The sequence below is a fragment of the Planomonospora sp. ID67723 genome, assembly GCF_015711605.1.
Classification (GTDB): Bacteria; Actinomycetota; Actinomycetes; order Streptosporangiales; family Streptosporangiaceae; genus Planomonospora_A.
Genome location: NZ_JABTEZ010000002.1, coordinates 633631 through 653080, shown reverse-complemented (window position 1 = coordinate 653080; position 19450 = coordinate 633631). Strand labels below are relative to the sequence as shown.

Annotated in this window: 21 protein-coding genes; 13 read left to right on the top strand and 8 right to left on the bottom strand. The window is 72.0% G+C overall.

Annotation, left to right across the window (positions count from 1 at the left end):
• The first annotated feature begins 280 nt into the window (after nt 1–280).
• Complete coding sequence (locus tag HS041_RS15590; RefSeq protein WP_196441400.1) at nt 281–1186, top strand: phosphotriesterase family protein; 906 nt, start codon at nt 281–283, stop codon at nt 1184–1186.
• 2 nt (nt 1187–1188) lie between these two features.
• Nucleotides 1189–2064 (top strand): sugar phosphate isomerase/epimerase family protein, encoded by an 876-nt coding sequence (locus HS041_RS15585; RefSeq protein WP_196441399.1) that lies wholly within the window; start codon nt 1189–1191, stop codon nt 2062–2064.
• Between the two features lie 61 nt (nt 2065–2125).
• Here the strand turns inward: HS041_RS15585 and soxR are convergent, their stop codons facing one another.
• Nucleotides 2126–2638: a redox-sensitive transcriptional activator SoxR gene (soxR, locus tag HS041_RS15580; protein WP_196441398.1), complete on the bottom strand. Its 513-nt coding sequence runs from the start codon at nt 2636–2638 to the stop codon at nt 2126–2128.
• Between the two features lie 49 nt (nt 2639–2687).
• Between soxR and HS041_RS15575 the strand changes: the two genes are divergently transcribed.
• The 3 genes from HS041_RS15575 to HS041_RS15565 all read left to right on the top strand — a co-directional run bounded on the left by HS041_RS15575 (nt 2688) and on the right by HS041_RS15565 (nt 4607).
• Complete coding sequence (locus tag HS041_RS15575) at nt 2688–3098, top strand: PPOX class F420-dependent oxidoreductase (RefSeq protein ID WP_196441397.1); 411 nt, start codon at nt 2688–2690, stop codon at nt 3096–3098.
• 61 nt (nt 3099–3159) lie between these two features.
• Nucleotides 3160–3981 carry a patatin-like phospholipase family protein gene (locus HS041_RS15570; RefSeq protein ID WP_196441396.1) on the top strand — a complete coding sequence of 274 codons (822 nt, stop codon included), beginning with the start codon at nt 3160–3162 and terminating at the stop codon, nt 3979–3981.
• Complete coding sequence (locus HS041_RS15565; protein ID WP_196441395.1) at nt 3978–4607, top strand: P-loop nucleotide/nucleoside kinase family protein; 630 nt, start codon at nt 3978–3980, stop codon at nt 4605–4607. The genes HS041_RS15570 and HS041_RS15565 overlap by 4 nt, the downstream gene beginning before the upstream one ends.
• 22 nt (nt 4608–4629) lie before the next feature.
• Here the strand turns inward: HS041_RS15565 and HS041_RS15560 are convergent, their stop codons facing one another.
• Complete coding sequence (locus HS041_RS15560) at nt 4630–4866, bottom strand: helix-turn-helix domain-containing protein (RefSeq protein WP_196441394.1); 237 nt, start codon at nt 4864–4866, stop codon at nt 4630–4632.
• 46 nt (nt 4867–4912) lie between these two features.
• Nucleotides 4913–5134, bottom strand: coding sequence for a DUF6158 family protein (locus tag HS041_RS15555; protein WP_196441393.1), 222 nt, complete (start codon nt 5132–5134; stop codon nt 4913–4915).
• A 136-nt stretch (nt 5135–5270) separates the two neighbouring features.
• Here HS041_RS15555 and HS041_RS15550 point away from each other — a divergent pair, with 136 nt between their 5' ends.
• From HS041_RS15550 to HS041_RS15535, 4 genes are all read left to right on the top strand, one after another.
• On the top strand, nt 5271–6230 hold the full coding sequence (locus HS041_RS15550; protein WP_196441392.1) for a LysR family transcriptional regulator: 960 nt from the start codon (nt 5271–5273) through the stop codon (nt 6228–6230).
• 171 nt (nt 6231–6401) lie between these two features.
• Entirely contained in the window at nt 6402–7799 is a 1398-nt protein-coding gene (locus tag HS041_RS15545; RefSeq protein ID WP_196441391.1) for a carbohydrate-binding protein, read from the top strand.
• A 220-nt stretch (nt 7800–8019) separates the two neighbouring features.
• Nucleotides 8020–9522, top strand: coding sequence for a S1 family peptidase (locus tag HS041_RS39760; RefSeq protein ID WP_196441390.1), 1503 nt, complete (start codon nt 8020–8022; stop codon nt 9520–9522).
• A 150-nt stretch (nt 9523–9672) separates the two neighbouring features.
• On the top strand, nt 9673–10530 hold the full coding sequence (locus HS041_RS15535) for a hypothetical protein (protein WP_196441389.1): 858 nt from the start codon (nt 9673–9675) through the stop codon (nt 10528–10530).
• Here the strand turns inward: HS041_RS15535 and HS041_RS15530 are convergent.
• Nucleotides 10472–10891 (bottom strand): hypothetical protein, encoded by a 420-nt coding sequence (locus HS041_RS15530; RefSeq protein ID WP_307845309.1) that lies wholly within the window; start codon nt 10889–10891, stop codon nt 10472–10474. The two genes, HS041_RS15535 and HS041_RS15530, sit on opposite strands and share 59 nt — an antisense overlap.
• Before the next feature lie 106 nt (nt 10892–10997).
• Between HS041_RS15530 and HS041_RS15525 the strand changes: the two genes are divergently transcribed.
• Nucleotides 10998–12869, top strand: a complete 1872-nt coding sequence (locus HS041_RS15525; RefSeq protein WP_196441388.1) for a sensor histidine kinase — start codon at nt 10998–11000, stop codon at nt 12867–12869.
• Between the two features lie 107 nt (nt 12870–12976).
• Here the strand turns inward: HS041_RS15525 and HS041_RS15520 are convergent, their stop codons facing one another.
• Complete coding sequence (locus HS041_RS15520; RefSeq protein ID WP_196441387.1) at nt 12977–13810, bottom strand: amidohydrolase family protein; 834 nt, start codon at nt 13808–13810, stop codon at nt 12977–12979.
• 427 nt (nt 13811–14237) lie between these two features.
• On the opposite strand from HS041_RS15520, the gene HS041_RS15515 reads away from it, so the two are divergent.
• From HS041_RS15515 to HS041_RS15505, 3 genes are all read left to right on the top strand, one after another.
• Entirely contained in the window at nt 14238–15419 is a 1182-nt protein-coding gene (locus HS041_RS15515) for an ROK family protein (protein ID WP_196441386.1), read from the top strand.
• Nucleotides 15420–15549: 130 nt separating this feature from the next.
• Nucleotides 15550–16065, top strand: coding sequence for a GNAT family N-acetyltransferase (locus HS041_RS15510; RefSeq protein WP_196441385.1), 516 nt, complete (start codon nt 15550–15552; stop codon nt 16063–16065).
• Nucleotides 16066–16157: 92 nt separating this feature from the next.
• A complete protein-coding gene (locus tag HS041_RS15505; protein ID WP_196441384.1) occupies nt 16158–16733 on the top strand; it encodes a PRC-barrel domain-containing protein in 576 nt (191 codons plus the stop codon).
• Between the two features lie 87 nt (nt 16734–16820).
• On the opposite strand, the gene HS041_RS15500 is transcribed toward HS041_RS15505, so the two are convergent.
• From HS041_RS15500 to HS041_RS15490, 3 genes are all read right to left on the bottom strand, one after another.
• Nucleotides 16821–17264, bottom strand: coding sequence for a CBS domain-containing protein (locus HS041_RS15500; RefSeq protein WP_196441383.1), 444 nt, complete (start codon nt 17262–17264; stop codon nt 16821–16823).
• A gap of 90 nt (nt 17265–17354) precedes the next feature.
• Nucleotides 17355–18635 (bottom strand): ArsB/NhaD family transporter, encoded by a 1281-nt coding sequence (locus tag HS041_RS15495; RefSeq protein ID WP_196441382.1) that lies wholly within the window; start codon nt 18633–18635, stop codon nt 17355–17357.
• A gap of 165 nt (nt 18636–18800) precedes the next feature.
• On the bottom strand, nt 18801–19370 hold the full coding sequence (locus HS041_RS15490; RefSeq protein ID WP_230879085.1) for a hemerythrin domain-containing protein: 570 nt from the start codon (nt 19368–19370) through the stop codon (nt 18801–18803).
• Nucleotides 19371–19450: the final 80 nt, after the last annotated feature.

Here is a 19450-nt window from a genome sequence, read left to right as displayed (position 1 = left end):
AGGGACCGGGGACCTGACCTTCGACCGTCCATGATGCGCGTGCATGAGCGCCCAGAGGGTCACACGGCCCTCGACGGGCCGTCAATAGTTTGAACGTACAACTAACAAAGGCCGAGCCAGAGCGTGTGCGGCCATGTAACTTTCATCACGACGCGGGAACGGCCGCCTTCGGAAACGCGCGGACGACGGGCGGGCGCACCGGGAAAACCCACTGAACATCAAAGGTAAAACCCTGGAATCTTTGGGGATTTTTACCCTAAATATGAGTTAATGTCCGTTCATGCCCGATGCCCCTGTGATCAGAACCCTCACCGGTCCCGTCGCCTCATCCGCGATCGACGGATCAGTCCTCCCCGGCGAACGCCTCCGCAACGACATGCGATGGGCCTCCGGCGCCGACTCCGACCCGCACCGGTGGCTCGACGAGGAGCAGGCGGTCACCGCGGAGCTGCGCGAGCTGCGCCAGTCCGACGGCCTCGGCCTGGTCGTCGAACTCAGCGCCATCGGCACCGGCCGCGACACCGCGGCGCTGGCCAGGATGACCGCGGGCAGCCGGGTCGCCCTGGTCGCCGGCACGGGGTTCTTCGCCGGCCCGTTCAACCCCTCCTGGGCGCTGGACGCCGACGTGGAGGAGCTCACCCGGCACCTGATGCTCGAAATCGACGAGGGCCTCGACGGCACCAGCGCCCGGCCCGGGGTGATCGGCGAGATCGGCGCCTGGACCGGGGAGCCGACCGCGGCCGAGGAGCGCTGCGCGGCCGCCGCCGCCAGGGCGTCCCTCACCTCGGAACTGCCCGTCGCCGTCCACCACCGGGGCGGTCTGGCCCTGCTGGAGATCCTGCTCGCCGAGGGGCTGCCCGCCCGGCGGATCGCCGTCGGCGACGCCGGGAACGACCCCGCGGTCACCCGGAAGGTCGCCGAGGCGGGCGGCTACGTCCGGCTCACCTCCCTGGGCGCCGACCGGCTCAGGGACGCGCTCGACCTCGTCGAGGCCGGCCACGCCCACCGGCTGCTGCTCAGCAGCGGGGTCTGCCGGGTCTCCGAGATCCAGCGGTACGGTGGACCCGGTTACAGCCACCTGTTCCGCACCTTCCTGCCCCGGATGCGCGAGGCCGGGGTCACCGAGGAGACCATCCGCCTCATCACCCACGACAACCCCCTGCGCTGGCTGGCCGGCATGGAGTAGCCATGGCGATCAAGGTCGCGAACGCCCCCGTCAACTTCGGGATCTACCGGACGGACGGGGCTCCGCTGAGTCCCGACGCGCTGCTGTACGCGCTGGCCGAGGCCGGATACGACGGCGTCGACTCCGGGCCGATCGGCTATCTCGGCACCCGCTCGACGCTCGGGGAGCGGTTGGCCAGGACCGGGATGGGCCTGGCGGGCGGCTGGATCGACCTGCGCTACGACGACGCCGGGGGATTCGCCGCCGGGCTGGCCGGCCTGGAGGCGGCGCTGGCGGTGTTCGCCGCCGCACCGGTGGACGACCCGCGGTTCGCGCCCCGGCCGACCCTGGCCTGCCCCGACCATGCCGCCCGGTTCTCCGCCGGGGGCGCGCCGGGGCTGCCCTGCGGGGAGTGGACCGCCTTCGCCGGCCGGATCCAGCGGGCGGCCGACCGCTGCCGGGAGCTCGGCCTCGAACCCGTCTTCCACCACCACCTGGGCACTCTGGTGGAGACCCCGGAGGAGGTCGAGCGGGTGCTCGACCTCACCGACGTCTCGCTCTGCCTGGACACCGGCCACCTCTGGCTGGCCGGCGGAGATCCGGTGGCGGCGGCGCGGCGGTGGCGCGACCGGATCCGGCAGGTCCACCTCAAGGACGCCTGCCGGGAGATCCTCGGCCGGGCCAGGAGCGCGGGTGGCGACCTGGCGGCGGCGGTCGCGGCCGGCGCGTTCACCGCCCTCGGCGACGGAGAGGTCGACCTGCCCGGCGTCCTCGCCGAACTGGGCGGATACGAGGGCTGGCTGGTCGTGGAGCAGGACGCCCCGATCTCCCGGGACCCCGGGCGCGCCCTCGCCGACCAGAGCGCCAACCGCGCCTGGCTGCGCGGCCACGGGATCTGAGGCCGCACCGCCTCCGGCCCGGCCACCGCGTCCGTGACGCCCGGCCGGATCCGGGCCCGGCCTACGCCCCGACGGCCTCGGCCTCCCTGCCGTCCTCGTCACCGTCTCCGCACGGCTGGACGCAGTCCCGGCGCGGGGCGACCATCAGCCGCGAGCCCGGCCCCTGCGAGGCCAGCACGTCACCGGGGTTGGCCAGCGCGCAGCGGTCCAGGGACAGGCAGCCGCAGCCGATGCAGTCGGTCAGGCCGTCCCGCAGGCGCTGAAGCTGCCGGATCCGGTCGTCCAGCTCCGACCGCCACAGCGCCGAGAGCCGGGCCCAGTCCTCCCGGTTGGGGGTGCGCTCGTCCGGGAGCGCGGACAGGGCGCGCTGGATCGTCTTCAGCGGGATGCCGACCCGCTGGGAGACCCGGATGAAGGCGATCCTGCGCAGCGTGTCACGGCTGTAGCGACGCTGGTTGCCCGCCGTACGGCGACTGCGGATCAAGCCCTTGGCCTCGTAGAAGTGCAGGGCCGAGACGGCGACCCCGCTGCGCGCGGAGACCTGCCCGACGGTGAGCTCCGAGTTCTGGGACATGCTTCATCCTACTTGACCTCAACCAAGCTTGAGGTAGCAGGCTTCCGGCATGACGACCACCCACGCGTTCACCCAGGCGGAGCTCGACTACCTCGCCGGGCAACGTCTCGGCCGCCTGGCCACGGCATCCCCCGGCGGCGCCCTCCAGAACAGTCCGACCGGTTTCCGCTACAACCCCGGGACCGGCACGATCGACATCTACGGCCGCGCGCTCGGCGCGACGAAGAAGTTCCGCAACATCCGGACGAACGGCCGGGTGGCGTTCGTGGTGGACGACCTGGCCTCGACCGATCCCTGGCGGGTCAGAGGAGTGGAGGTCCGGGGTACGGCCGAGGCCCTGGAGGACCAGGACCCGCCAGCGCCGTACCTCAGCAGGGAGGTCATCCGCATCCGTCCGGAGCGGATCATCTCGTGGGGTGTCGATCCGGAGCAGGAGGGAATGCGGGGACGCGACGTCTGACCTCCCCGGACCACCCAGGACCGCCCGGGACACAACGGGGTTGATCGGGAAGGATGTGCGCATGACGAGAGCACTGGTGCTGGGCGGCGGAGGCGTCGCGGGGATCGCGTGGGAGGCCGGGATCATCACCGGTCTGCGGCGCGCCGGAGTGGACCTGGGAACGGCGGACCTCGTGGTGGGCACCTCGGCGGGGTCGGTGGTGGGCGCGCTCGTCGCCACCGGAGCGGATCTGGAGAGCGCGGTCGCGGCCCAGGCCGCGTCCGAGACGGAGGCCACGGTCCCCGCCGTCGACATGGAAGCGGTGATGGCCGCCTTCGGCATCCTGTACGACCCGTCGCTGGACCCGCAGGAAGCCCGCAGGCGGGTGGGCGCGATGGCGCTGGCGGTCAAGGACACCGGGGCCAAGATCGAGACGATCGGCGACCGGCTGCCGGTGAAACAATGGCCCGAGCGCCGGTTGCTGGTCACCGCGGTCGACGCCGGGACCGGCGAGTTCGTCGTCTGGGACCGCGACTCCGCCGCGCCGCTGGTGTCGGCGGTCGCCTCGAGCTGCGCCGTGCCCTGCGTCTTCCCCCCGGTGGAGATCGACGGCCGCCGCTACATGGACGGCGGAGTCCGCTCGGCGACCAACGCCGACCTGGCGAAGGGCTGCTCGGCCGTGGTGATCGTGGAGCCGATGGCTAACCTCTCCCCGCGGTCGCGCTTCAGGTCCGAGGTCGCCGAGCTCGGCGATGCCGTGCTCGCCCACGTCGCCCCCGACGAGGCGTCCATCGCGGTCTTCGGCGCCAACGTCCTCGATCCGGCGCTCTGGCGCCCGGCCTTCGACGCCGGGCTCGCCCAGGCGCCCGCCGTCGAGGACCTCGTGGGCAAAGCCTGGTCGTGACCGCCCCCGCATGGGTCGTCAGCGGCCCGCCGGGCGCCGGCAAGTCGACCGTCGCGGCGGCGCTGCTGGCCCGGCTCGCCCCCGTGCCCGCGCTGCTGGACAAGGACACGGTCTACGGCGGCTTCGTCGCCGCCACCCTGGAGGCCCACGGCCGCGACCCGGGCGAGCGCGAGGGGCCGTGGTACGACGAGCACGTCAAGCGCCATGAGTACGCCGGGCTGACCGCGCTGGCCCGGCAGATCCGCTCCCACGGCTGCCCGGTGCTGCTCGACGGTCCCTTCACGAGCCAGGTCCACGACGCGGCGCTGTGGGAGCGCTGGGTCGCCGAGCTGGGCGGGCCTCCGGTCGGCCTGGTGTGGGTGCGGTCGGACGGGCCGACCCTGCGGGCCCGCCTGGAACGGCGCGGCCTGGCCCGCGACGCCGGCAAGCTCGCCGGGTTCGAGGAGTACCTGCGGGCGATCCGGGTGGACGAGCCGCCGGTGGTCCCGCACGTCGAGATCGACAACCGTCCCGGCGCGCCCTCCGTCGGCGAGCAGGTGGAGCGGATCGCGGGAGCGGGGAACGGATCCGCGGCGCCGGGCGGCGGGGCCGGGGGACGTGGAGGCGGTCCTCTCCGGCACCGGTGATCGCCGCGTGGCGGGGCAGGTGTCAGTACTCCACTTCCCAGTCGTGCGGGCCGAGGGCGTAGACGCCGCCGCGGGACTTGAGCCAGCCGTTCTCCGTCAGGAAGGCGAGGCTGCGCCGTACGGTCTCCTCCGGCAGGCCCGTCATGTGGACCACGTCGGCGGTGTGGGCGACGTGGCGGTCCGTGGCGAGCGCGGCCACCGCCTCGTAGACGGTGGTGTCGTCGGTGGACATGGTCTGGACGTCGTGCTGGGCGTGCATGGCCGTACCTCCTCGGGTCGGGCCTGGCGATCTGCGCCTGCGCCGGTCAGCGCTGCCGGGCTCCCTCGCGCAGCCGTTCGGGGTCGACCTGGCGCTCGGGGTGCCGGCGCAGGTACTCCTCCTCGAGCTCCTCGGTCCGCGTGGTGTGGTTGGCGAGCGCGTCGCCGGAGCCGTGCAGGAACGTGTCGGTGCGGGTCAGGTGCAACTGCCGCAGTTCGCGCAGCAGGTCGTCCTCCGCCAGGTCCTTCGGATCGATTCCCATCGTCATGGGATCCGCCTACCCCGTCAGGACTCGGACTCACCTCCGGCACGGCTCTTGCCTTTGGAACGATTCCACGAAATTGAGTCAGATTTCATGACTTGTTTGCATTGCAGGCATATCGTCCGAGCCTTACCTTCGCGATATGGATCTCGAGCTCCGACACCTCAAGATCGTGCGCGCGGTCGCCGAGGCCGGGAGCGTCACCAAGGCGGCCACTCATCTCGGGCTGGCCCAGCCTGCGCTGACCGCGCAGCTCAAGCGGATAGAGCGGGTGCTCGGGGGGGCGCTGTTCGACCGCGACCACAACGGCGCGAGGCCCACGCCTCTCGGGGAGCTGGTGCTGTCCAGGGCACGGGTGCTGCTGCCCGCCGCCCGGGAGCTCCAGGAGGAGGCCGTGCGGTTCGCCAACACCGGCGGGGAGGTCCCCCAGTACCGGCTGGGCGCCACCAACGGGCCGATCCTGGGAGGGCTGGTGGACAGGCTCGCGACGGCCTGGCCGTCCACGCCGGTGACCACCTACTCCTCCTGGTCGGCCAGAGAGCTCACCACCATGCTCATGACGGGCCGGATCGACTTCGCGGTCATCGGCACCTGCGGCGAGAGCCCTCCGCCCGCGGACGGGCCGGTGGTGTGGCGCACCGTGGGGACGGACCCGGTCTTCGTCATGCTCGGCGAGGACCATCCCCTGATCGACCGGAAGGAGGTGTCCCTGGCCGAGCTGGCCGAACAGCAGTGGGCGGCCGCCCCGGGCGACGGCTGCTTCGGCGACTGCTTCGTCGCGGCCTGCTCCCGCGCGGGGTTCACGCCCAGGACCATGTACGAGACCGACGTGGCCACGTGCATGCATCTGGCCAAGGTCGGCCGCGCCGCCGTCCTGTGCCAGGCGACCTTCCAGCCCGCCGCCGGCCTCAGGCTGGTCCCGATCACCGGAGCGCCGCTGCGCTGGCGTCAGCTGCTCGGCTGGCACCCGGACGCGCCCACCGCGCTGGCCGCCCCGCTCGTCACCGAGCACGCCAAGGCCGCGCACGCCGAAGCCGTACGGCGCAGCAGCCGCTATGCCGCGTGGCTGGCCGACAACCCGAGCTTCGGCACCTCGCCATAACACCGGGTACCGGAATACCCATAACTTCACATTATCCACCTAACGCATACAAGGATCACGATCAGCGAATAAGTGTCTATAACACGCCGATAGGGATTAATTGGGAGGGGCATTCCTCGTGCTCGCGCCGCTACCTTGGCCGCGCACCCCCCGAACACGAGGAGAGATCCCATGCTCCGCAGCAGAGCCGTGACGGCGGGCCTCGCGCTCGCCCTCACACTGGTGGCCGCTCCCGCCATCGCCCACGCCGTAGCCACCGGCGGCTCACCCGCCCCCGAGTCCCTGTACGCCCAGGCCAAGGCGCAGGCGGCGGCCGCCGCCCGGCCCGAGCCCGGACTGATCGAGGCGCTCACGCGCGACCTCGGCCTCACCGGCGATCAGGCCGCGGCCCGCCTGATCAACGAGGCCGCCGCGGCCAAGGTCGAGCCCGTCCTGCGCGCGCGGCTCGGCGACGACTTCGCCGGACTCTGGCTGACCGGTCCCACCGCCGAACTCGTGGTCGCCACCAGCGACTCCACGAAGGTCTCCGCCATCCTCAAGACCGGCGCGCAGGCCAAGCTCGTCACGCACTCCCTGGCCACGCTGGAGGCGGCCAAGGCCGGGCTCGACCGGCGCGCGGGGGAGGTCTCCGAGGCGGCTTCGCTCTGGTACGTCGACGTGCAGGCCAACAGCGTCGTCGTGCTCGCCCACGACCCGGCCAGGGCCCGGGAGGCCGTGGCCGGCAGTGGCCTCGCGGGCCTCGCGGACCTCGCCGCCTCCCCGATCCGTGTGCAGCAGTCGGACGAGCGGCCCAGGGCCCTCTACGACGTGCGCGGCGGCGACGCCTACTACATGGGCTCCGGCGGGCGCTGCTCGGTCGGCTTCTCGGTCACCAAGGCCGGCAGCCAGGGCGGCTTCGTCACCGCCGGCCACTGCGGCACCGTCGGCACCGCCACCAGGGGCTCCAACCAGGTCGCCCAGGGCACCTTCCGCGGCTCGTCCTTCCCCGGCAACGACTACGCCTGGGTCGAGGTCAACAGCCAGTGGACGCCGACCGGCGTCGTCAACGCCTACAACTCCGGCATCCTTCCGGTCCGCGGCTCGACCCAGCGGGCGGTGGGCTCCTCCATCTGCCGCTCCGGCTCCACCACCCAGTACCACTGCGGAACCATCAGCCAGCACAACACCAGCGTCACGTACTCGCAGGGCACCGTCACCGGCGTGACCCGCACCACCGTGTGCGCCGAGCCCGGCGACTCCGGCGGCTCCTACATCTCCGGCGACCAGGCCCAGGGCGTCACCTCCGGAGGCTCGGGCAACTGCTCCTCCGGCGGCACCACCTACCACCAGCCGGTCAACGAGATCCTCTCGGCCTACGGCCTCACCCTGGCCGTGGCCGGGGGCGGACCGGGCGAGCCCACGCCGACGCCCACCGTCACGCAGCCGGGCGGCACCTGGGCTCCGAACACCGCCTACGCCGCGGGCTCGCAGGTGACCTACGGCGGCGCGACCTACCGGTGCCTGCAGGGGCACACCTCCCAGTCCGGCTGGGAACCGCCGAACGTCCCCGCGCTGTGGCAGCGCCTGTGAGGGCCGCCGCCGAGCCGCCGTCCGGCTGACGCGCGGACCCATGGCACAGGCCTCACCCGGGCCGGGGAGCTGCGGCTTCCCGGCCCGGACCCGTTCCTCCCGGTCCCCCGGAGCTCACTACGAAGGGACCATAACGCGGCGATAGGGGCGAACTGGTAGATCCGCTTTCCCCATTTCCGCCGTTACTTTGACGGCGCACCCCCCAACATGAGGAGATCACATGCTCCGCAGCAGTGCCGTGACGGCGGGTTTCGCGCTCGCCCTCACGCTGGTGGCCACCCCTGCCATCGCCCACGCGGGTCCCGGCGGCTCACCCGCCCCCGAGTCCCTGTACGCCCAGGCCAAGGCGCAGGCGGCGGCCGCCGCCCGGCCCGAGCCCGGACTGATCGAGGCGCTCACGCGCGACCTCGGCCTCACCGGCGATCAGGCCGCGGCCCGCCTGATCAACGAGGCCGCCGCGGCCAAGGTCGAGCCGACGCTCGCCCGGCAACTCGGCGAGCACTTCGCCGGCGCCTGGGTGAGCGGCCCCACCGCCGAGTTCGTGGTCGCCACCAGCGACTCCACGAAGGTCTCCGCCATCCTCAAGACCGGCGCGCAGGCCAAGCTCGTCACGCACTCCCTGGCCACGCTGGACGCGGCCAAGGCCCGGCTCGACGAACTGGCCGGCAGCGCGCCCAAGTCCATCCCGTCCTGGTACGTCGACGTGCAGAACAACAGCGTCACCGTGCTCGCCCGCGACACCGCCGAGGCTCAGGCCTTCGTCAACGGCAGCGGCCTCGACGCCTCGCTCGTCCGGGTCGAGGCCTCCAGCGAGGAGCCCCAGCCGTTCTACGACGTGCGCGGCGGCGACGCCTACTACATGGGCGGGCGCTGCTCGGTCGGCTTCTCGGTCACCAAGGCCGGCAGCCAGGGCGGCTTCGTCACCGCCGGCCACTGCGGCCGGGTCGGCACCGCCACCCAGGGACACAACCGGGTCGCCCAGGGCACCTTCCGCGGCTCGTCCTTCCCCGGCAACGACTACGCCTGGGTCGAGGTCAACAGCCAGTGGACGCCGACCGGCGTCGTCAACGCCTACAACTCCGGCATCCTTCCGGTCCGCGGCTCGACCCAGCGGGCGGTGGGCTCCTCCATCTGCCGCTCCGGCTCCACGACGGGCTACCACTGCGGAACCATCAGCCAGCACAACACCAGCGTGACCTACCCTGAGGGCACCATCACCGGCGTGACCCGCACCACCGTGTGCGCCGAGCCCGGCGACTCCGGCGGCTCCTACATCTCCGGCGACCAGGCCCAGGGCGTCACCTCCGGAGGCTCGGGCAACTGCTCCTCCGGCGGCACCACCTACCACCAGCCGGTCAACGAGATCCTCTCGGCCTACGGCCTCACCCTGGCCGGCGGCGGCACCCCGCCGACCGGCTGCTCCGGTTACCAGAACACCTACAACGGCTCGCTGACCTCCAACCAGAACGCCTACCAGCCCGGCACCGGCGGGTACAGCGCCGGAGCGGGCACCCACCGCGTCTGCCTGGACGGCCCCAACGGCACCGACTACGACGCCTACCTGCAGAAGCTGAGCGGCTCCACCTGGACCACGGTGGCCCAGGGGACCTCGCCCAACCCCGACGAGTCCTTCACCTACAACGGCACCGCGGGCACCTACCGGGTCCGGGTCCACGCCTACAGCGGCTCCGGTTCCTACACCCTCGGTCTGACCAGGCCGTAGCCGGACCGTAGTCAGGACACGGCACCACGACCGCGGCGCCGCCGTCCCCCGCCCGGGACGGCGGCGCCGCCACGTGCCGGGACACCGTTCCTCTCACCGCGAACCCGCCCGGTGCGCCGCCGGTGCCCCCGGCTGGACCATGATGGACGGATGAGCGAACTCATGCCCCGGGACGAGGGCGCGGACCTGTCCGCGGTGATCGCCAACCTGTCGCGCTCGGCGGAGACGCTCGCGCGGGTCGCCGACGAGGTGGAGCGGGAGCCGCTCCCGTCGGGCCTGGTCGCGGCGCTTCCCCGCACCGAGCCCGCCGCGCTGCTGCTGGCCGCCCGCTCCGCCGAGGGCGAGGGCCGGTCGTTCGAGGCGGCCGGCCTCATCACCGAGGCGCTCGCCCTCGACCCGGACCTGGCTCCGGCGAAACTGGACGCGGCCGACTACGCCGCCTGCCGTACCGACCCCCGCCAGGAGCTCCCGGACCGGGCCGCGCACCTGTTCCGGCGGCTGACCGCCTATCTCTACCGCCCGGCCCGCCGCCATCTGGTCGACGAGCTGGTGGCCCGGAGCGTGCGGGTGGCGGAGCTCGCGCTGGCCGACCTGGCCCTGTTCGAGCACGACGTGATCGGGGAGTTCCTGGACGCGCGGGGCGAGTGGCTGCGTGAGGACGAGGTGCGGCTGCTGGAGTCGTGGCGGGCGACCCCGACCCGGCTGTGGGAGGTCCTGGGCGTGTCCGGGGACGAAGTCGCCCTGAGCGACGGCGAGGACAAGGTGACCGTGACCGACGAGCTCCTGTCCGGTCAGGCCCTTCCCGGCGACCTGATGCTGACCCGGGTGCTGCACGACGGGACCGGCCCGCGCGTGTTCGGCCACCCGTTCAAGGTCGACCCCGCGCGCAGGGAGGAGATGCTCGACCTGCTCACCGGCTCCGTCGACCCCCGCGCGGTCGCGGCCTTCTTCAGGCGGCCTGCGGGGCCGGCGTCCGGCGGGACTCCCACCACAGCGCCGCCCCGGTGATCAGCGCGCCCGCGCCCTCCCACAGTCCCACGCCGAGGAACTTCGCGGGCGCCGCGCCGGTGACCACCAGCATGGTGAAGACGGTGAAGGTGACCAGGCGGAACGGGACCGTCCAGAGGAAGAAGGGCCGGAAGTCCACGGCCGCCGCGAGCATGTAGTAGATCCCCATGTTCACCGCGGCCATGGACGAGGCGGCCATGTAGACCAGGGTGTAGTCGCCGGGCGCGCGGGTCCCGAGGACCTCGAAGCCGAGCATGTCCAGCATCGTGCCGGGCGAGACCAGCCCCAGGACGCCGAGCAGGAACGCGAGCAGGCCGAAGACCGCGATGGTCCAGCCGGACGGGGTGCGCGGGAGCCGCACGGGGTGCCTCCAGGAGAGTGGTACTGACCCGACTGTCGCGTGAGGTGTAATCTCAGGCGATCTCTGATCGCGCATTTCATCATGAAATTTCCTCTCAAGGCGACGCATGGACAACTCTGGCCGGCCGATCCGCTTCAAGATCACCGCTCTGCTGCTGGTGCCGATCATCTCCCTGGTCCTGCTCTGGGGATTCGCCGCCGGCCTGACGCTGGGCGACGGGATGCGGCTCCTGGAGATCAACACTCTGGTCAACGGCGTGGCCACCCCGTCGGAGAAGGCGGTCATCGAGCTCCAGCGCGAGCGGTTGCACTCGGCCCGCCACCTGCGCGCCCGGTCGGGGCAGGAGGCGCTCGCCCAGCAGCGGCTCGCCTCCGACCAGGCCCTGGCGGCGTTCCGCAGGACCGCGTTCGCCGACGACACCCAGGAGACGGTCGACGAGGACCTGCGGATCCGGCTCACCACGCTCTTCGCCGAGCTCGACCAGCTTCCCGCCACCCGCGCCCTGGTCGACTCCCGGTCCGCGGACCCCACCCGGGTGATCGACTCCTATAACAAGATCATCGACGCTATGTTCCGGATGTACGACCAGATGATCCTGGTCCCGGACATCACGATCTACCAGCAGGCCCGGTCGGTCACCGCGCTCGGCGAGGCCAAGGAGTTCCTGGCCCGGCAGCGGGCGCTGCTGTCGGCCGTGGGCGCGGGCGGGAGGCTGACCGACGCCGAGCACGCCGCGTTCACCGAGATGGTCTCCACCCACCGCCTGGTCCGGCGGCAGGCCATGGCCACCCTCGACGCCGGACTGCGCGCGCCGTACGACCGGCGCGGTTTCGCGCTGCTCTACCGCGACTTCGTGCTGCTGGAGAGCCGCACGACGGCCTCCCGCCAGGTGCCGTCCGACCTCGCGCCGGCGGAACGGCTCTGGACCGAGGTGGAGCGCAGCCAGGCGGAGGTCGTCGATCTGCTGGTCGCCCGCGTCACCCCGGCGGCGGTCGGCATCCTGGTCCAGATCGCCGTCGCCGGCGGACTCGGCCTGATCATGCTGATCCTCTCGGTGCTGCTCTCCCTGCGGTTCGCCGGGCGGCTCGCCGCCGAGCTGGGTGTGCTGCGGGACGCGGCCAGGGAACTGGCGGAGGTACGGCTCCCGCACCTGGTGAGCCGGTTGCGGCAGGGACAGGACGCGCCCGAGGAGTCGCTGCCCGAGATCGAGGGGGCTCCGGAGATCCGCGACATCGGGCACGCGCTCGACTCGGTCCGGCACACCGCCTACGAGGCCGCCGCGGACCAGGCGAAACTGCGCCGGGGGGTCAGCCAGGTCTTCGTCAGCCTGGCCCGGCGCAACCAGTCGCTGCTCCACCGCCAGCTCACCCAGCTCGACGCGATGCAGCGCAAGGAGGAGCAGCCGGAGACGCTCGCCGACCTCTACAGCCTGGACCACCTCACCACCAGGATGCGCCGCCACGCGGAGAATCTGATCATCCTGTCCGGCGCGACACCCGGGCGGGGCTGGCGCAAGCCGGTCCCGGTGGTGGACGTGCTGCGCGCGGCGGTGGCGGAGGTCGAGGAGTACGCCCGCGTGCAGGTGCTGCCCGCGCCCTCCGCCGCGGTGACCGGGAGCGCCGTGGCCGACCTCATCCACCTGATCGCGGAGCTGGTGGAGAACGCGACGGTGTTCTCCCCGCCGCAGACCCGGGTGATCATCCGCGCCGAGCTCGCCGCCGCCGGGCTTGCGGTCGAGGTGGAGGACCGCGGGCTGGGCATCCCGGAGCCGGAGCTGGCCGAGCTCAACCGCCGCCTGGCCGAGAGCCCCGAGTTCGACCTGGCCGACAGCGAACGGCTCGGGTTGTTCGTGGTCGCGATGCTCGCCTCCCGCCAGGGTGTCCGGGTCACCCTGCGGCCCTCCCCCTACGGCGGGATCAGTGCGATCGCCCTGATCCCGGCCACGATCCTGGCGGAGGAGGCCCCAGCGCTCCCCTAGCAGGCCGGGACGTCCCGCCGGGAGAGCCCGGATGGCCTCCGGCGGGGCCCGGCGGCTCCACCCGGGAGGGAAAGGCGGGGCTCCCCCGGCGAGAGCCGGCGGCGGGCTCAGCCGATCCCGTACACCCGGGCCGCGACGCCGCCGAACACGTCCTCCCGCTCGGCGGCGGACAGCCCTCCGATGAGCGCCTCCGCCGCGCCCAGCACGGCCTCGTACGGCGCGGCGAGCAGGCAGACGGGCCAGTCGGAGCCGAACATGACCCGCTCCGGCCCGAAGGCCTCCAGGACCACCTCGGCGTACGGCCGCAGGTCCTCGACCGTCCACTGCGCCCAGTCGGCCTCGGTGACCAGCCCGGAGAGCTTGCAGGTGACGTTGGGCCGGGAGGCCAGCTTCCGGACCAGCCCGGCCCAGGGCTCCAGCTCGCCCGAGGCGACCGGCGGCTTGGAGCAGTGGTCGAGCACGAACGCCGTCTTCGGCAGGGTGGTCACGGTCTCGATCGCGGCGGGGAGCTGGTGCGGCAGGGTGAGCAGCTCGTAGACCAGCCCCTGCGCGCCCACCTCCCGCAGCCCCGCGCGCACGTCCTCCCGGCAGAGCCAGCGCGGGTCCGCCTCCCCCTGCACCTGGTGCCGGATGCCCCGCAGGTGGCCGCCGCCGGGCGCGGCCCTGAGGGCGGCGAGGTCCTCGGCGACCGAGGGCGCGGTCAGGTCCGTCCAGCCGACCACCGCCGCGACGAGATCGTGCGCCTCGGCCAGGGCCAGGAACTCCGGCGTCTCCTCCCGTACGGTGACCGTCTGCACGAGAACCGTGGCCGTGACGCCGTTCGCCGCGGCCGGAAGGTCCTCGATCCCGAAGTTCCTCCGCAGCGGGTCCAGCGCCGGGCCGGTGATCCAGTCCTGGTCCCGCACGGACAGGTCCCACACATGGTGATGCGCGTCGATCATGACTCTCCCGGAGCGATTGATCGGACCATTCAACCGTCATTCGTGGCACTGGACAAGAATCTCCGCAATACCGGCAAGATTGATCGGATCTCAAGGCTCGCATCTGGTCTCGATCATCGGCTGACCGGGCGGCGGTCGCGAGCGGCCGACGGCCGGGCGACGACGACGCGGCAGCGAACCCCGGGAGCCGGCACACCTGCGCGGGCTGCCGCGTCGGCGGTGTGACCCGGAACCGGCACGCCTGCCACCATCGACTCCGAGGGGTACGATCCGCCGACAGCCGACCGATTCTCTCCGGGTTTCAGGATGCCAGAAGTCACTTATGTCTTCAGACAAACAAAAGTGAAGCCTTGTCAGGCATAATGAACGGGCGGAGTCAGAATAAGTCGTTTTGACGCGGCGAAAACGAGGGGTGTTGACTGTGCGCATGTTGAGGGAAGCGAGCGGTTCCATCGCCGGCGCGGGGGCGCTCCTGACCATCCTGCGCGACGGCCGCGCCCGGACCCGGGCCGAGCTGGTGCAGTTGACCGGGCTGGCCCGCTCCACCCTGGCCCAGCGCCTGGACGCGCTCATCAGCCAGCAGTGGATCGTCCCCACCGAGGAGGCCGTCTCCTCGGGCGGCCGTCCCGCCGTCGCCTTCACCTTCAACCGCTCCGCCCGCGTCGTCCTGGCCGCCGACCTGGGCGCGACCCACGCCCGGGTGGCCGTCACCGACCTGGCCACCGAGGTCCTGGCCGAGCGCGCGGCCGAGGTCCCGATCGACCGGGGCCCCGAGGCGACGCTCACCTGGCTCCAGCGCACCTTCGAGGAGATGCTCACCGAGACCGGCCACTCCCTCGACGAGGTCTGCGGCATCGGGGTCGGGCTGCCCGGCCCGGTCGAGCACAGTTCCGGACGACCGGTCAACCCTCCGATAATGCCGGGCTGGGACGGCTTCCCCGTCCCCGAGTGGCTCGGCGAGCGGCTGGGGGTGCCCGTCCTCGCCGACAACGACGTGAACATCATGGCCCTGGGCGAGCACTGGGCCGCCCGGCCCGAGGCCGATCACCTGATCTTCGTCAAGGTCGGCACCGGCATCGGCTGCGGCATCATCAGCGACCGCCGCCTGCACCGCGGCGCCCAGGGTGCGGCCGGGGACATCGGGCACATCCGGGTCGCCTCCGCCCTCGACATCGTCTGCCGCTGCGGCAACGTCGGATGCCTGGAGGCCGTCGCCGGCGGTGCCGCCATGGCCGCCCGGCTGCGCGCCGCCGGCGTGGAGGCCGAGGGCAGCCGCGACGTGGTCCGCCTGGTGCGCGCCGGCAACACCCAGGCCGTCCAGCTCATCCGCCAGACCGGGCGCGAGCTCGGCGACGTCCTCGCCTCGATCGTGAACTTCTTCAACCCCTCGGTGATCGTGATCGGCGGCGACATCGCGGAGGCCGGAGAGCAGGTCCTCGCCGGCCTGCGCGAGGTCATCTACAGCCGCTCACTCCCCCTGGCCACCCAGCACCTGACCATCACCTCCAGCGAGCTGGGCGACCGCGCGGGCGTGATCGGAGCCGCCGTGATGGTCATCGACCACGTCCTGTCCCCCGACACCGTCGACCAGTCGATGCCCCGGGTGTAGGAGGCCGCTCGCCCGGGCCCGCACCGCCCTGCGCCCGCCGTCCCGCTCCGCCGCCCGGACGTCACGGCTCCGGCCCGTCCACCGGAAACCGAGCGGAAGACGATCTTCTGCTGTGCCAGACTCCGCGTCCATGAGCACCTCCGCGAACGCCGAGAAGATCACGACGGATCGGCTCGTCCTCGAACCGCTGTCGGTGGGGCACGCCGAGGAGATGGCCCGGGCACTGTCCGATCCCGCCCTGCACACCTTCATCGGCGGTTCCCCCGCCACCCTCGAGCAGTTGCGCGACCGCTACGCCCGGATGGTCGCCGGACCGCCGCCCGGCAGCGCGGAGACCTGGCTCAACTGGGTGATCCGTCTGGACGGCGCCCTGGTCGGCTACGTCCAGGCCACCGTCGCCCCGGAACGGGCCATGGTCGCCTGGGTGGTCGGCACCCCCTGGCAGGGCAGGGGCGTGGCGACCGAGGCCGCGCTCGCCATGGTCGCCCGGCTCGCCCGGCAGGGCGTGACCACGGTCGCCGCCACCATCCATCCGGATCACCACGCCTCCTCCGCCGTCGCCCGCCGCCTCGGGCTCGTGCCGACCGGCGAGCGGATCGAAGGCGAGGTGGTCTGGTGCTCCACTCCGACAGCAGAGATTTATTGATAGATATCCCTTATCTGTATTAACGAGAGGTTTTCCTGAAGGGGGCCGCGGTATAGCCAAGCGGACGGACGAGCAGAGAAAGCAGGGGAGACATGATCACACAGGAGCAGATACCACTGGTGATCAATCACACGCTCTACGCCGCCGACGGCGACAGAGTGGGTGAGGTCAAGCACGTCTTCCTCGACGACACCACCGGCCGGCCCGAATGGCTGTGCGTGAAGACGGGACTCTTCGGCCTCGACGAGACTTTCGTACCGATTCGCGACGCCAACCTGGTCCAGGACCGCGTGGAGGTCCCCTACGACAAGGAAACAATCAAGGACGCTCCGCACGTCGATCTGGACGCCCGGGGACACCTCTCCGCCGAGGAGGAGCAGGAGCTCTACCGCTACTACGACATCGGCGGGGAGCCGTCCTGGCAGCAGGCCGGCCAGCCGGGCGGGACCGGCCGCTCACACGGCGGCGGCCTGCGCAAGTACATCATCACCGAGGAGCGTCTCGTCATCACCAAGGAGACCGTCCCGGCCGAACGGGTCCGCCTGGCCGGGGGGCAGGCCGGCGAGGGAGAGACCATCGCGGAGAAGATCCGCAAAGAACGGATCGACGTCGAGAGCGACGCCGGCGAGACCGATCCCGGCCGCGGCCGGCGTCGCGGCGACCGCTGACGCCCCCTCAGACCCGTCGCCCCGGTTCCTCCCACCGGGGCGGCTCCTCACGTCCGGCGGCCTCGGAGTCTCCGATCCCGGCCGGGTTCAGGCCTCCAGCGCCCGGCCGAGAAGCGTCTGCAGGGTGACCGCGCCCACCAGCTTCCGGTCGTCGACCACCGCGATCAGCGGGCTGCGGGTCCGGGCCATCAGCGCGGCCATCTCCAGGACGGTCGCGTTCGTGTCGGTGATCGGCAGCTCACGCGGCTGCTCGGGCAGGCACTCACGCACACTCCGCTCGCCCAGTTCGCCGGCGAACCTGTCGGCGTGGGCCTCGTCGATCACCCGGGCCAGCGCCGGGTCCTCCTGGCAGTAGCGGGGGACCACGAGTCTCAGCACCTGGGTGCCCGGCAGGATGGTCAGCGGGTGGCCCTCGTCGTCGACGACGATGAGGCCGGGCAGGTCCTGCTCGGCGAGGAGCCGCGCCGCGGCCAGGGCGGAGGTGCCGAGCGTGACCGTGGGGAACGGGGCGAGAAGATCACGAGCGCGCACGGGTGACTCCTTCACTCGCGGGACGACGAGCAGGACGCCGACCAGGCTTCCCGGCGCACCTGAAGCCTAGGCCAACGGAACGGCCCGCGCTCACGTGAGGTACCGCAGCCACAGGTACGGCACGCAGAGCGCGACGGTGACGACCGTGACGACCAGTCCGTACTTGGTGAACTGCCAGAAGCTGATCCGGGCGCCGTTGCGCTCGGCGATGCCCAGGACGACGACGTTGGCCGAGGCTCCCACCGCGGTGGCGTTGCCGCCGAGGTCCGCGCCGAGCGCCAGCGCCCACCACAGCACCTGGTGGTCCGCCCCGCCGGCCTGGACCAGGTCCGACACGATCGGGCTCATGGTCGCCACGTAGGGGATGTTGTCCACGATCGCCGACAGGACCGCGGAGGCTCCCAGCAGCACCATCGTGGTCAGGCCCAGCCTCCCCTCGGTGGCCGAGGCCGCCGCCTCCGAGAGGTTCTCGATCACGCCGGTCTCGACCAGCGCTCCGACCATGATGAACAGGCCCATGAAGAACACCAGGGTCGCCCACTCCACGTCGCGCAGCGACTCCTCGACCGTGACCCTGGTCGCGGCCACCAGCAGGCCCGCGCCGAGCAGCGCGACCACCGCGGGCTCGTAGTGCAGCACCGGATGGAGCACGAAACCCGCCATCACGACGGCGAGCACGGCCAGGCTCTGCCAGAGCAGCCGGTGGTCCTTGATCGCCTCTTTCTCGTTGAGCTGCATGATCTCGGCGGCCCTGACCGGGTCGTACACGAACGACCTGCGGAACAGCCACCGGCAGAGCCCGACGAACACCACCATCAGCACCACGACCAGCGGGGCCAGGTGGACGAGGAAGTCGTTGAAGGTGAAGCCCGCCCGGCTCGCGATGATGATGTTGGGCGGGTCGCCGACCAGGGTCGCGGTGCCGCCGATGTTGGAGGCCATCACCTCGGCGATGAGGTACGGCGCGGCCGGCAGGGCGAGCCGGTCGCAGACCAGGAAGGTCACCGGCGCGATCAGCAGCACCGTGGTGACGTTGTCCAGCAGCGCCGAGGCGCAGGCGGTGATGACGACGAGCATCACCATCAGCCGGAACGGCCTGCCCATCGCGCGTTTGGCCGCCCAGATCGCCACGTACTCGAAGACGCCGGTCTGCCGGAGCACGCCGACGATCACCATCATGCCCAGCAGCAGGAAGACGACGTTCCAGTCGACGCCGGAGTGCTCGGAGAAGAAGGCGGACCGGCCGTCGGTGGCGTGGATCAGCAGCAGCAGCCCCGCGCCGCCGAGCGCCGCCGCGGTCCGGTGAACGCGTTCGGTCGCGATGAGAACGTAGGCGACGACAAAGATCACTACGGCCGCGGTCGCGGTCACCGGGAGCCTCCAGGGTCGGCGTCATGAATGCCTTCAGAACTGCCGACCAGACTTCCCGGCGCACCTGCGAAGAAGCTATCAAGAGCGCCCCGCCCCGGGACACACCGGTCCCGGGGAAACCGCCGCCCTGCGGGAAGCGGCGGCTTCCGGTGAAGGGCGCCGTGTTCAGTCCTTGCCGCGCCCGGTGATCGCGTCGCGCACCCGGTCGACCAGGCCGGCGAGCGGACCCATCATCATGTTGCCCGGGGGCGTGTCCGGGGCCGACGGGTGCGGCCGGGTGGGAGCGATCTTCTTGATCGCCTGGACCTTGTGACCCAGCTCGGCCAGCTGGCCCTCGTCGGCGGCGGCGCGCAGCTTGGGGAAGAGTTCGTTCTCCTCCTCCTGCACGTGGGCCCGGATCTCGGCCATCAGCCGGTTGAGCAGGACGCCGTGCCGAGCCTCGGAGACGTCGGTCCGCTCCAGCTCCTTCATCGTCTCCTCGGCCTCGGCGTGCTCGCTCAGCTCCCGGTCGGCCAGCGCGTCGCCTCCGGGGAGGAGCCGGCGCACGGCCGGGTAGACATAGGCCTCCTCCGCGACCGAGTGGCGCACCAGCTCGGTGATGACCTGCTCGGTCAGCTGCCGGCGCCGGTCGGTGTCGCTCACGCCCAGCCCTTCCAGCTCGGCGAACATCTGCTCGACCTCGCGGTGGTCGTGCATCAGCACACCGATGACGTCCATCTTCTGGGTCATGCTCATCAGCGCTCTCCTCTCTCAGGGGCGGACCGCGCCGAGGGTCGGCTCGGTGGCGGCCCGCGCGGGCCACGGTGGGGCCGACG